Raw genomic sequence first — 13,743 nt, 5'->3', positions numbered from 1 at the left:
TGCTTGTTAGAAACCTAAGTTGATACCAAACGTAAATGAACGAGAGCGGGGTGTCTGAGAATAGTCCACGCAGGGATTCATGCCTGACTGAGACTTTTCAGGATCTGTTCCGGAATACTTAGACCAGAAGATGAGGTTGTTGCCGGACGCATAGAAGCGAAGTGAGCGAAGACCAATCTTCTTCAGTTTCTCTGCTTTCACGCTGTAAGAAAGCTGGAAGTACTGGAAGCGGAGGAAGTCACCGGGTTCCACGTAGCGGTCACTAATCAAAGAGTTATAGGTTGCCGTCACGTTGGAGCTCATGGCTCTCGGAATCTGAGTGACCTGACCGTTCTTTCTCCAGCGGTGAGAAACGGCTGCACTCTGGTTCTTGTTGCTTACCATGCTTTCTGCGTTCAGACGAGCCATGTTGATAATCTTGTTACCAATGCGGAAGTTGAAACTGGTCTTCAACTGCCACTGACCGTAAACGAAGTCCACACCGAAACCACCATTAATCTTAGGATTGGAGGAACCGAGATAAACAATATCAAGTTCGTCGATGTTACCGTCATGGTTGATATCATCGTAGATGGCATCACCACCTTGGAACTGGTAGTTCTTACCGCCGTAGTTGAAGTACATAGGCAGCGGGTTACCGTTCTTGTCATACACTACATTACCCTGTGCGTCGAAGACGATAGGAGCAAGTTTTGCCTTGGCGGGGTCATAGTACTGTCCATAAAGAGGATCGTCAGGACGGTTATAAAGACCTGCGGCATTGGGATTACCTTCAGCATCCCAGTAAGTGTTCTTGTCTTCGTTAAGGAAGTAACCGTTGTGGTCGTAGTCAAAAGCGTAAACGCCCAAATAACGGAAACCGTAGATACCACCGAGGGCATTACCAATCTGCACGCGCTTCATGATGGCACCGTTGGCATAGGTGTAGTCTTCGTTGTTGGCTGCGAGCACGGAAGCATCCATATTAGTAATGGTGTTGATGTTCTGTGCGACGTTACCACGAAGAACCATGTGGAACTTACCGAACTTCAAGATAGGACGGGTGTTAGCATAGAGTTCCCAACCCTTGTTCTCCATGTCGCCGACGTTAGCCCAAGCCAACGTGGAGAAACCTGTGGTGGAAGGAATGCGGACGCCGGAGTTCAACAAGTCAGAAGTTTTACGGTTATAAACGTTCAAGTTGAACTGGAGCAAGTCTTCAAAGAGGTTCAAGTTCACACCGATGTTCCAGGACTTGAGTTTTTCCCAACGAATCTCTGTCAGTTTGAGGTTGGTCGGAATCATAACCTGCTGACCAGCGTACTTGGTTCCGTTCGTATTATATTTATTGTACATCAAACCTTCGCTGCCGGGAGCGTTACCGTTTATACCCCAACCGGGTGCGAACGACAACATGCTGACAACCTTCTTGAGGGGCTTGAAGAATTTTTCATCACTGATGTTCCAACGACCGGAGATACCGGGGAAGAAGCCCCATTTCTTACCGGAACCGAAGCGGGTGCTACCGTCGGCACGGAGTGTGAAGTCAAAGATGTACTTAGAACTAAATGCGTAGTGGATAGACATCGTTCCACTCATGGTGTGACCTTTTCCGGTGCCGGTCCAAGTGTTCTCGAGGTAACCGGGAACGGTGGGGTCAGTGATGCCACCGGTGATACCGGAGGAACCGAGATACTGGTTCGTGCTGCTGCTGGTACCCATATCAAAGCGGGCGAGCACTTGCACGTCATGGTTCTCATTGGCAATGTGCGGATGGAAGGTCAATTGATGACGAGTGTTGAACGAAAGGTTCTTGGTTTCATAGCTGGAAGTCTTGTAGGTTCCATTGTTCCACTGGAGAGAGGTCAGGGAACCGGGGAAGAAGGCTTCTTCGGTGTTGGTGTAGGCATTCATATAGACTTCACCACGATAGTTCAAAGAAGTCTCGTCGCTGTTCTTGCCCAAGAACTTATATTCCAACTGGAAACCGGGCTGAATCGTGTAGGAAGACTGATGGTTCCAAGATTCATTTGCAATGGCGACGGGGTTACCGTTGTTCACCATGTCGCTGAGGAAGTAGGAAGAAAGACCGCTGTTGGGATCAATCTTACCTCTGGAACCTGCTGCGGGAGGCATGATGTAGTATTCGCCGGTATCGTAGTACATTCCGTTCTGGTAGTCATACTCTTGACGGGTGACTGCCATGTTCGGCATGGCGTTGTAGGCACGACCGAGGATGTCTGAATAATAGTTCTTGTTGTTCTTCGTGTAAGTCAAAGCGAAGTCAGAGGAGAACTTGATGCGGTCAGACACGTAGTAGTCCAAAGCCAAGCGGGTGGTCAAACGGTCGAGAGACTGTTTGATGATGGTACCGGTTTCGTGGTCATACGTACCGGAGATGCGGAACTGCGCTTTTTCACCACCACCGGAAACGGAGAGACCGTAGTTGTGGGTTTGTCCGAACTGAGTGACTTCCTTTACCCAGTCAGTGTTTTTGTTGTAGTTTCCGAAGTAAGCTTTGTAGTCGTCAAGATACATGATTTCAACGATGCTTGATTCTTCTTCGGAAAGGATGCGCGGGTTGTGATAGGCTTCCTTGAGCATCATGGTGTAGCCGTCACCGTTGAGCATCTTCATGCCTTCGGGCTGCCAGGCGCCTGAGAAGCGGTAACTGAAGTTTACAGAAGTTTTACCGCGTGCACCACGACGAGTGGTGATTTCAATCACACCGTTAGAACCGCGGGAACCCCAGATGGCAGTAGCGGCGGCATCTTTCAGGACTTTGATGCTTTGGATGTCTTCGGGTGCAACCTGGAGGAGTGTGGCGAACTGTTCTTCGTTCTCCATGTTTTCCAAGTCGAGGTCATCGCTGCTGTAGTCTTCGAGGATGTTTCCGTTGACCACGATCAAAGGTTCTTGGCTACCGTTGATGGAAGCCACACCACGAAGGCGCATGCTGGAACCGGAACCGAGGTTACCGGAGTTGGCAACGATGTCCAGACCTGCGATTTGTCCTTGAAGTGCATCGGCTGCAGTTTCAAAGGAGAGACCTTCCATTTGGTCCATGTCAAGCGTCTGCTGAGCGGTGGAGATTTCTCTTTCAGGAATGACGAGACCGTTGGAGCGTGTCTTTCTCGTCACCGTCACCTCTGCGTCCTTAAAGGTATTCTTGTCAATCAACTCGACATTGAAGCGAGTTTGAGCGCCAATGGGGATAATCTTGGTTTGATAACCAATATAAGAAACTCGCAGTTTATTGGCAGGGTTCTTGATAACCATTGAGAAGTTACCGTTGGCGTCAGTCTGTGCAGCGGTAATGTTACGGTTATTTTTATCCTGCTCAACTACGTACGCCATCACAATCGGTCCGTCGACTTTACTCCACACGCGACCGGAGATGCGCTTTTGTGCATAAGAGAGCGAGCAGCAAAAGCACAGCGCAAGCGTTAAAAGGAACTTAAATTTATTCATAGCAATAGATTTATTTCTTGATTCGGAACTTGTTCACGAATGCACGTGCTTTGGCGGGGCTGCTATAGGCGCTGCGGAGACCGCTTCTCAAAGAAGAGTCAAAGAGCATGTAGTCGTTGCCCAAAGAATGAAGCACTACGTACGATTGTGAGTTATAGGAATAAGATTTGGTGGCGACATCAGGAAGTTCATAGTCGCGCGCAATCAAGTTATAAGGTTCTTCAACCTTGTGAAGTTGCTTCGTGTTGTCGCGAACATAAATCTGACCGGGACTTTGGAAGACGTTCACAGGAATATAACTTCCTGCTTCCTCGTCAATACAAGCGGAGAGGCAGTAGTTGCCGGTGCTGTTGAGGTCGTCTTTGTCACCTACGGTGCAGTTGTCAACGAAGAGAGACTGGTCACAGAAGTGATATTTCAAGAAGTTCATGTAGAGAGTGACTTGAGCCTGAGCGATTGCCTTCGCGTCACCAACCACTTCACCGTGTTCGTCGGTGTGTTGATCCACATATTCTTGAATTTCTGCCAAAGTCTTCAGACCGTTCTGTTTTGCGCGTTCAATAGCATCGTTGTTCGGAATATAAATGGAGTAACGATAGTTGTTGAAGAAACGAACGAGTCTTTGAGCGTTGTGCGTCGGACGATCCGTACGTGAAGAGAAGATAATGTATTTCTTTGCCTCGTTGGTCCAGTCGGCATCCTTCATGGAAGCGGGGCGGAAGAGTTTTTCGTAGAGGGTTTCATAGTTGGAAGCTTCCTGGCAGAGTTCGAAGAATGCTGTGAACTCGGGGTGTGCTTCCATCACACCGTAAGAGGTGTTCAGCGCGGGCTGGATGGGACGGTCGATGAAGTAAGTCTTACCGTTACCATAAGTTTCGGCGGTGGCTTTCATGTCGTTGTAAGACTTCACTTCAGCCACAAAGTCATTGTTGGGGGTTGCATCGGAGTTGAGTTCGATTTGCATACCGCCTTCCAACTTCATGCCGACGGGACCGGATGCGGGACGAGAGACGATGTGAACGGGGGCACCGCTTCGGGAAACGTAATAGTTTCTGGAGCCTTGCACACCGGCGAGGTCATCGTTGTCGTGCACGATGATGTGTTGGTCAATCAACTCGGTCAGCATGGTTGCCTTGGTGAGACCGTAGCTTGTGGAGACGTCTCCGTTGGCATCGCTTTGATAAGCGTTGCCTGCCTGATTGTCTTTAGAAGGAACCATGGGCTGGCTGGGAGTCCAGAAATAGCCTTTTGACTTCACGGCGAGACATTTGCCGTTCGTGTTGGTGATTTGGGCTGGTTCAAAAGTCCAGAAGCGATAGTTCAAGGAGTTCTGAGTCGCATAGGACATGGTTTCCACGTAACCGTAGTCTTTCAAACCTGCATCAAGAGGAACGAAGAAGGAGAAGCTGGATTGCATGGAGAGGAAGTAGGTGCTGTAGAACTTACGCAGCGGAGCGCTACCCGTATTGGTGGATGTGAACTTGTCGTCTGCGTGGAGCACGGTGTTGACCACTTGTGCGCCTTCATTGAAGAGCACCGGAGCCATCACGGAGGAGTAAGCTGCAGGGCCGATTACGTTTTTCATCACATAGACGATACCGTTGTTTGCCAAGAGCACTTTCTTGACGGCAGCTTTAAAGTCTTCGGGGCTGCTGATGCCGATGCTGGAGGAGAACATCGGGTCTTGCGCGTCGTTCATGATTGTGGCATACTTGCTCGGCACAGATTCGTTGAAAGATTCTTTCATCAAGTTGTTAATCAAAGGCTGGATGATGTTCAAAGGAATCTGATACAGGTTGTCAAGCAGGTGCGCCTCGTCGTTCGGGGAGTTAGGATTGTAGCGCTGAATGAGCATGGCGCCACCGCCGCGGAGGAAGTATTCCTTCATGGCGTCGTCACAGGGAACGAACATGGTAGCCATGTCTTGCTCCTTAGTGGAGTTGGAGACGGTGTAACTGTTCCATCCCGGGTCATAGTTCAAGGAAGGATAGTCACCGAGAGCTTCTCCATCGGGGTCGCTGCTCACTTGTCCTCTCTGAGAACGCTGAGAGATATAAATCTTCTGGAACACGGAGTCCACGGGGAGTCCTGTGTTCGGTTCGCGGAAGTTGAGGGAGAGGGAAGCATCATACATCGGCATACTGAAACGTTCGAGCATGGCGCTGAAAAGTTTTGTGTCGCCGTTGGTGCGAATGACTTCAGCCATGTTGGGAGGCGTGACGAGCACGGAATCAAGCACGTGATAGTAACCGTTCATACAGGTCACGTCGGGTTTGATTATCTCGCTGCCATAGACAAAGCTGCGGTCGATGTTGTCTGAAGTTTTCCACTCTTTGGAAGTTCCGTCAAAGCCGAGGATGAAGGAAACGTCTTCAGCGGTGATTTTCTTTTCGCGAAGTTGTCCGTCAAGGAAGTGAGTCATCATGGGCTGCGTGTTGTCGAGCGCCATGTAGATTCCCTGGCGGGTAGTAGAATTGCGGTAGCGATCCCAGAAGCGTTTGTCGGCATTAGTGATGGTACCGTCTTCTGCAAGCTGTCCTCGGTTCAAGTTTTCGGGAAGGGTTGCTTTCGGAAAATAGGGAACGGTGTCCACAGCCGTCAGTGAAGAGAGCTGACGAAGACAAAGGTTCTTGATAGGACCTTGAATCGTCGTCATCATTTCAAGCACGTAGGCATTGTTGAGCATGGAACCCTTCAAAAGGAGTTTCTTCTGACTTTGAGAAAGCTCCTTATAAGATGTGTACTTGCTGCCATCGGGCTTGAGCCACACACCGGATGCAAAAAAGCGAGCATAAGCATCGTCATCCGCTACGAACAAAGTGTTACTACCTGTTCTCGCCAAGACTTCCTTATACACGCCGTTTTCTACATCATCAATCAACCCAATTACAGTTGAAAATTTGGGGTCTTTCTTCAGTTCGTCATAAATACTCTGTCCCAAGAAAGACGGACTGGTCTCGTCCAAATCAAAATCATCGGAGCATGAGTACGTTACGCCGCATGTCGAAAGCAAGCACATTGCTCCAAGCAACGTCTTTCCCATTCTGCAAAAACGGTTTTTCATACGCATAAAAGTATTAGATATTTTATTCAATTTGTATTCAACGAATTGTGAAAAGAATTTTCGTTTAAGGGCACTACATGATAAGTACTGCTTGCAAATTTAATCGTTTTTTAATTGGACAGAATAGCAGAACAAGGAGTTCTTTCCAAAAATTAAGTATTATTAAGACTCGCTCCAAAGACGCCAGTCAAACGCAAGAAAGGTTTTACTTACGCTTTGTATCATTCAACGTACCGAACTTTAACTTATTGCCAAAAAAACAAACAAAAAAATAGGGAGAAGACAGATTTCAACTATGAACACGACAAAACTAAACCATAGGAGGTTCGCAAACACAAAAACACAAGGGGACGAAACAAGAATACAAGGGGATGTAACAAAAATACAAGAGGACGAAACGAAAACACAAGAGGGAACAACGCCCAAAGAAGAGACAACAATCAAAAAGGAAAACTGAATCAAACCTACGAATGATGCAGAAAACCATAGTCCTGCTCCGTCAAACTTAACGCTTGCCTCCGCAAAACTTGATGACTGCCTCCGCCTGACCTAACGCGTGCATCCGCAAAACTTGATGTCTGTCTCCGCATGACCTAACGCGTGCATCCGCAAAACTTGATGACTGCCACCGCCTGACCTAACGTCTGTCTCCACCAAACTTGATGACTGTCTCCGCCTGCCCGGAATCAAAGTTTAGAAAACATAAATCTCACTCGCCCCACCCCAACCCAACTGCGCTCTCCCCAAAGAGGGGTTATGGTTCAACCTAAGCTGTTTTCAGACTCTACACTATACATATATACAAGGGAACAAAAAAACATGTAAACTCTACACAAAACCCTACATTTAACCATACATTCCGCTGATTATCCGCGCATTACGGTGTGTAGGATTTACGTTTCAAACCCTACACAAAGCCTACATAAACAATACACAAATCCTACATGGCGGCGGGAAAAAATTCACCGCCCGCCCGGGAGTAAAAAGGGGAAAATGCAGGGTTTGAAATACGACCGGACCTATTCACTGCACAAACCCAACGATGAAATCTGAGTGATGATTGAACCTTCCCATCTATAGACTTTTCTCTCCCATCCAAAGACTTCCTCCTCTTCCCAAAAACCGGTCAGCGTGTAGAGTTTGTCGTGTGAACGCCACTCTGAAGACTGAGCCTCGGTTGCAAACGACCGGTCATTCCCATCCGAGGCATCCACAGAATCGTCGCCGCAAACACATTTTCTTCCAAGCCAGCCGCCACCACCGTCCCCTCCGCGCTCATGAAAAGGCAACAATTTTGAGCCATTTTTCAGCGATTGGACATTAACATTTTTAACTTCCGGGAACACTTTCCGCCTCCCAATTTTGCCTACTCGGCGCGCAGTTTTGCTTTGCCTTCCTCAAATTTTAATTAGGGGAAGGCAAAGAAAAATTAGAGGAAGGCAAATTTTAACCGGATGCGCTTCTAAATCCCCTATTTTAAAGGGAAAGTGACGAAAAAAGGGGGGAGCCGAGGCTCCTCCCATATCTCTGTACAAATATAATACTTTTCGTCGCCAAAAGCAAGAAGTGTTAAAACCGAAAAAGCGCCTTAGGTGTGGAAAAACTTCTCCCGAACGAACAGCCTAATCCGTGGGCTGACACCGCGTGAGAAGAGCGAGAAACGTCAAAACTCGGTTGATCTTTTCCAAAAGGATTCCGGACAGTCTGGCTTTCAGAACTCAGTCATGCGCCCGGAAAGCCATACATTCCACTTCAATCAGCCACTCGGGACGGCAGACGCGCGCTTCGGTGACAAGGAATGGAAGACCGGGGAAGCGAAGACGAAGATATTGCTGCACTTGAGGATAGTCAGCGACGTCGCGAAGATAGACAATCAAATACTTCACATCCTTCAGCGTGGCACCCGTGGAATCCAGAAGTTTCTCAATGTTGAGGAAAAGACGTCCGGTCTGGGTGACCACATCGCCGCGATGCACACACTGACCGACCTTGTCAATGCTCGCAGTGCCGGAAACAAGGAAAAGACTGCCGGAGGGAAGCTCAAGACACGTGCCGCGCTCGAATGCAACACCATACTCATGCGTGGGGTTCAGGAAGTCAAGCGCATGCATATATTTCACCTGCTCTCGCTTCAGCCCTTTCACCGAAAAGAAATCTGCGGCGACAAGGGTGCCGGAATTTTCAGTGGCACCGCCGATGCCGGTGGAAGCAATGAAGTGGGTGGCAGGGGTCAAGCCTTGCTGCGCGAAAACTTCGTTGCGAGCCGTCACAACGCCGGCATAGTTTCGGTCCACATCGCGCACATAAATCCAAGTGCGATGGCAGTGGTCTCTGAGATTCATGCCCGAAGCCTCGAGCGTGTCAATGGCTGCGCGAAACGCCTGCTTCATTTGCAGTTGCGCAGAGGCGTCCTCACTGGATGCAGCGGTCGGGCGCACGCTTTGAACAAGATAGGTCAAGCCCTCTGCTTCAATCTTCACACTTTGTCCCTCGGGCTGTGCGAGGACTTCGCGACTCTCGGCGGGTTCGGGCAACAACCAGAGCAGAAGAGCGATTTTGACACCGGGATGGAGAGGCGGCTGTTCCACCATGCTCGCCACTCCGCTCTGATTCAACAGTTCAAAGAGCCGATGGGAATCCAACGCCGCCTTTTGGTTGGAAGCGTCAGACAAATAGAACCGAGCCTGAAGCAGTCTTTTGAGCGTGCTGGCGTCCTCCTTCATCAAATTCTCAAACTGAAGAAGAAGGTCGTCGCACTGAGAGAGAAAACTGCCCTGCTTGCGGGGCAAGAATATGTGAAAGCAATGAGTCTTTTTCATTGATTCGACAAACGTTTTGCGAGTGCTAAATATTTAAGGGGATGTTCTATAAATTACGGGATAAGGAATGTTCAAAAGAAAGTGCTTACGTTTTCAACCTATTTTTTAGAACACCCCCCTTAGAGGTGTGGTCTGACCGGCAATTCCTTGTCGGGTCTTTCTGTCGTTCATCAGGGCGACAAGACGGTGGAGGAACTCATCGTTTTTGATACCCCAGACGGGAGCGAGGAGTTGTCCCGGCGGTGCCTGCGAAACGAAACGCTCAATGGCAATCTGGGGCGAGAGGTTTTCAAGGAAACGAACGACGCCTTCGGCGTAGGTCTCGGGAGTCAGCAACGGGAACTGCTCGGGAAATTCAGCGTAGTCTGAAGCAAAAACGGAGCCTTTGAGAATCTGAAGTTGATGAAGTTTGACCACATCCACTCCCCAATCATTCATGGTCCGAGCTGTGAAGGCATAGGCGTCAGCCGGCTCGCCGGGAAGTCCAAAAATGAGGTGAGCACAGACCGGAATGCCAAGCCTTTTCAAGCACTCGACGCTGTTTCTTGCAGACTCCACGTTGTGTCCACGCCCCGCTCTGCCCAGAACCTGGTCGTAAACTGATTCCACGCCAAGTTCGACAAGCAAGAAGGTTTCCTCCGCCAGCCGAGTCAGTGCGTCGAGCCACTCTTCACCAAGACAGTCGGGGCGCGTGGCTACGACCACGCCTTGCACACCGGGGACCTGAAGTGCTTCCCGAAAACGCGGGAGAATCTCGCCAACCGCTCCGTGGGTATTACTTCCGTTCTGAAAATAAGCCACATAGGTCACGCTCGCGCCCTTGTTTCGTCGGGCGAAGAAGCGTTTCCCTTCCTCCAGCCGTTCCGCCACAGAGGCATGGGCGGAAGAAAAACGGGGGACGAAACTGCTTCGGTTGCAATAGGCACAGCCACTTCTGCTGATGCTGCCGTCTCGCACCGGACAAGAAAGACCGAGATCCAGCGGAATCTTCTGAACCTTCCCGACAAAATGACGGGAAAGGAAGGAGGCATAGGAGGTGTACGGAAGCATCGTTCTGAACGTAAAAGCGCTGCAAAAGTAATCAAACTTTTTGGAACTTTCGTCCTCCGTGAGCCAACGCACACAAAATCAAGTTGAAACCTTGAAGAGATGAAAAAGAGAAAAAGAAGCCCGGCAAAGGAAAAACGGGGCATGAGTTGATGAGGTGTTTGGGAGGACACAACGAAAGAAAATGAGAAATATTTTTGCAAGTGAAATGTTTTTTCTACTTTTGCCTCGTCAAGGAGAAGTTTTCTCCAATTCTCATCTTGATGACAAAAGGCAAAAGCAACCCGAACGCAGCCGCCGACTGCTTCATTTTCTAACTTAAACCCTCAAAACCAGACGCCTATCGACAGACATTACTCCCTTCATTAACCACAAATCAAGAGTAATGGAAACATTGAATTTGCGCACCGATGAAGAATTGGTCGCTTTATTTATGTCTGGAAACAATGAAGCCTTTGACGAATTGCTTCAACGTTATCAAGAGAAACTCTACAACTACATCCTCTATATTGTTCGTAACAACGACGTGGCTGACGACATCTTTCAAGAGACTTTCGTCAAGGTCATCGTTTCCTTGAGACAGGGACGCTACAAAGAGACGGGACGTTTCTACGCCTGGCTCACACGCATCGCTCACAACATGCTGATTGACCAGTTCCGCTTTGAGAAAAACGAAAACCTCATCTACGAAGAAGACGCAGAACACGCCTGGCAAGAAACCTCCATCCTGCTCGACACGCACAGAGAGAGCGAAATCGTCAACGAGCAAGTGCTCAACGACGTGCGCCGAATCATGGACCATTTGCCGGACAATCAGAGAGAGGTGGTCTATATGAGATACTATCAGGAACTGAGTTTCAAAGAGATATCCGACATCACGGGCGTCAGCATCAACACCGCGCTCGGCAGAATGCGCTACGCCATTCTCAACATGCGCCGACTGGCAAAAGAACATCGGATTTCACTCGATTTCGAGTGAAGCGCACGCTCGTCACACAAAACAGCGGGACGAAAAGAAAATTTGGGACGCCAATACACTAAACCGCACATAGCGACGTTTATATAAGTGTAATCACTTCAACGTTGCCTATGAATCATTCTACTCCCAAGAACTTTCAACCCCGCAAAGAAAGTCTGAACTTCTTGAAAATCTTCGCGCGGCTCTACTCCCCCGCCGAAAACAATGAGTTTGAAGCGAGAAAACTGGCGAGAGCGTTGGCACTGGCTCCGGAAGCAAGATGCTGAACTCCTCTCCTCTAAAAATCTCCACTCGCCTTACAACGCTTCACACTGAACGCCCAAAACCACAAACGAGATTCCGCCCGCCACGTCCCGGCTTCGGAATCTCGTTTGTGGTTTTCTTTCTTCTGAACACTCCTTGTTCCGTAATTTATAGAACAAGCCCCTAAGTAATATGAAAATAGGGGTGTTCTAAAAATTAGGTTGAGTTGATTTTTGATTTCTTAGAGATGAACTTTTGTCAGTTAAGGAAGGAGCATAGCGGGCTATGTGACTGACGAAACTTACAAAAGGGCGCGCTAAGAAACAAAAAGCAACCAAAACGTAAGCACTTTCTTTTGAACGTTCCTTATCCCCTAATTTATAGAACACCCCAATAATAAGTTGCGTCAGATTTGAATGACATTTTCGAGGTCAGATTTTCACCCGAAGAAGGAGCATAGTCGTAGCTATGTGACTGACGAGGGAAGAAATATGGACCGAAAAGATTTTCAAAGATGATGCAGGTTATTTTTTGAGGATTACTAAAACAAGAAAAGAAACGGAAGAGGCAAAAAAATGCTTCAAAAAACCGTAACTTTGCACTGGGTTGTGCGATGCTCCGCATCGAAACTCCATTCGCACACCCCCTAAAACCTCCTCACAACCAAAGAATCATGAAAAAAATCTTGCTTCTCGGCTCCGGCGAACTTGGAAAAGAATTCACCATCGCCGCCCAACGCTTAGGCCAACAAGTCATTGCTTGCGACTCCTACAACAACGCGCCTGCCATGCAGGTCGCTGATGAACGCGAAGTCTTCTCCATGCTTGACGGAGAAGCCCTTGATGAAGCCGTGAAGAAACATCAGCCGGACATCATCGTGCCTGAAATCGAAGCCATCAGAACCGAACGACTCTATGACTACGAAAAACAGGGGATTCAGGTGACTCCTTCCGCAAGAGCCGTCAATTTCACGATGAACAGAAAAGCCATCAGAGACCTGGCTGCCAAAGACTTAGGACTGAAAACCGCAAAATATTTCTATGCCAAAAGTTTTGAAGAGTTGGAAGCACATTCTCGCGAAATTGGCTTCCCCTGCGTCGTGAAACCACTCATGTCTTCCTCGGGAAAAGGACAAAGTCTGGTGAAAAGTCCGGAAGACCTTCCGCACGCTTGGGAATATGCGATGGGAGGAAGCCGCGGCGACATCGCGGAAGTCATCATTGAGGAGTTCATTCGCTTTGACAGCGAAATCACCCTCCTGACCGTGACGCAGAAAAATGGACCCACGCTTTTCTGTTCGCCGATTGGTCACGTGCAAAAAGGCGGAGACTATCGCGAAAGTTTTCAGCCCGCACACATTTCCGAGGAGCATCTCGCTGAAGCTCAGCGCATGGCGGCTGCGGTGACCGAAGCACTGACCGGCGCGGGACTTTGGGGCGTTGAATTTTTCCTAAGCCACGAAAATGGTGTCTATTTCTCCGAACTTTCTCCCCGCCCCCACGACACAGGCATGGTCACGCTGGCGGGAACTCAAAACTTCAACGAGTTTGAACTCCACCTGCGCGCCGTACTCGGAATGCCGATTCCTTGCATCAAACAGTTGAGAATCGGTGCCAGCGCAGTCATTCTCTCGCCCATCGCCTCCAACGAAGTGCCTCGTTATAAAGGAATTGAACAAACCTGCGAGGAAGATGCCGACATCCGAATCTTCGGTAAACCGACCACACGTTTGAACCGAAGAATGGGCGTGGTCGTTTGCAACGCACCCCTCGGCGACGATTTGGAAGCCGTGCGCGAAAAAGCAAAACGCCTCGCCGACTGCGTGGAAGTCTATTGAGGCACGAAAAAATCACGCGCCGCAAGAACAAAACAGGCTTCCCGGGAAACAAAGGGAAACAAACCGATGACAAAGGGAAACAAGCCGACGACAAAGGTAAACAAGCCGACGACAAAGGGAAACAAGCCGACGACAAAGGCAAAGTGAGGCAGAATTTTCCAGAACAGAATCTTTTATTGTCAAGGTGTTTTACCAAACTGAGGGCCTTCGCCCCTAAATTTTAAAGACTTAAGCCTTGAGAATAAAAAATATTGTGCGCCATGACTGGCGCACAATATTTTTTCGGGGAATCGGGCGAGTATGA

Annotated in this window: 8 protein-coding genes; 3 read left to right on the top strand and 5 right to left on the bottom strand. The window is 48.9% G+C overall.

Going from position 1 to position 13,743, the window contains the following annotated elements; all coding sequences use genetic code 11:
- Positions 1-6 precede the first annotated feature (6 nt).
- The 5 genes from I6E40_RS01155 to I6E40_RS01135 form a co-directional block, all read right to left on the bottom strand.
- Entirely contained in the window at positions 7-3,450 is a 3,444-nt protein-coding gene (locus I6E40_RS01155) for a SusC/RagA family TonB-linked outer membrane protein (protein WP_262910816.1), read from the bottom strand.
- 10 nt (positions 3,451-3,460) lie between these two features.
- Positions 3,461-6,493, bottom strand: a complete 3,033-nt coding sequence (locus tag I6E40_RS01150; protein ID WP_235385014.1) for a hypothetical protein — start codon at positions 6,491-6,493, stop codon at positions 3,461-3,463.
- 1,040 nt (positions 6,494-7,533) lie between these two features.
- The gene (locus tag I6E40_RS01145) at positions 7,534-7,860 is read right to left on the bottom strand and encodes a hypothetical protein (RefSeq protein WP_235385013.1); all 327 of its coding nucleotides are present in this window, start codon (positions 7,858-7,860) and stop codon (positions 7,534-7,536) included.
- Between the two features lie 372 nt (positions 7,861-8,232).
- A complete protein-coding gene (locus I6E40_RS01140; RefSeq protein WP_235385012.1) occupies positions 8,233-9,333 on the bottom strand; it encodes a Rid family hydrolase in 1,101 nt (366 codons plus the stop codon).
- Positions 9,334-9,438: 105 nt separating this feature from the next.
- Positions 9,439-10,383, bottom strand: a complete 945-nt coding sequence (locus I6E40_RS01135; RefSeq protein WP_235385011.1) for a TIGR01212 family radical SAM protein — start codon at positions 10,381-10,383, stop codon at positions 9,439-9,441.
- Between the two features lie 382 nt (positions 10,384-10,765).
- Here I6E40_RS01135 and I6E40_RS01130 point away from each other — a divergent pair, with 382 nt between their 5' ends.
- From I6E40_RS01130 to purT, 3 genes are all read left to right on the top strand, one after another.
- Positions 10,766-11,359 (top strand): RNA polymerase sigma factor, encoded by a 594-nt coding sequence (locus I6E40_RS01130; RefSeq protein WP_235385010.1) that lies wholly within the window; start codon positions 10,766-10,768, stop codon positions 11,357-11,359.
- Positions 11,360-11,469: 110 nt separating this feature from the next.
- A complete protein-coding gene (locus I6E40_RS01125; RefSeq protein WP_235385009.1) occupies positions 11,470-11,625 on the top strand; it encodes a hypothetical protein in 156 nt (51 codons plus the stop codon).
- 650 nt (positions 11,626-12,275) lie between these two features.
- Positions 12,276-13,439 (top strand): formate-dependent phosphoribosylglycinamide formyltransferase, encoded by a 1,164-nt coding sequence (gene purT, locus I6E40_RS01120; protein WP_235385008.1) that lies wholly within the window; start codon positions 12,276-12,278, stop codon positions 13,437-13,439.
- Positions 13,440-13,743: the final 304 nt, after the last annotated feature.

The sequence above is a fragment of the Prevotellamassilia timonensis genome (genome assembly GCF_021531665.1).
GTDB lineage: Bacteria > Bacteroidota > Bacteroidia > Bacteroidales > Bacteroidaceae > Alloprevotella.
Note: the sequence above shows the minus strand (reverse complement) of the source record. Positions and strands in the feature narration are given on the sequence as shown.

Excerpts from the sequence above, each read along its gene's own strand:
- purT (WP_235385008.1), top strand. The coding sequence starts at position 12,276 with ATGAAAAAAATCTTGCTTCTCGGCTCCGGCGAACTTGGAAAAGAATTC.
- I6E40_RS01130 (WP_235385010.1), top strand. The coding sequence starts at position 10,766 with ATGGAAACATTGAATTTGCGCACCGATGAAGAATTGGTCGCTTTATTT.
- I6E40_RS01155 (WP_262910816.1), bottom strand. The coding sequence starts at position 3,450 with ATGAATAAATTTAAGTTCCTTTTAACGCTTGCGCTGTGCTTTTGCTGC.
- I6E40_RS01150 (WP_235385014.1), bottom strand. The coding sequence starts at position 6,493 with ATGGGAAAGACGTTGCTTGGAGCAATGTGCTTGCTTTCGACATGCGGC.
- I6E40_RS01135 (WP_235385011.1), bottom strand. The coding sequence starts at position 10,383 with ATGCTTCCGTACACCTCCTATGCCTCCTTCCTTTCCCGTCATTTTGTC.
- I6E40_RS01125 (WP_235385009.1), top strand. The coding sequence starts at position 11,470 with ATGAATCATTCTACTCCCAAGAACTTTCAACCCCGCAAAGAAAGTCTG.
- I6E40_RS01140 (WP_235385012.1), bottom strand. The coding sequence starts at position 9,333 with ATGAAAAAGACTCATTGCTTTCACATATTCTTGCCCCGCAAGCAGGGC.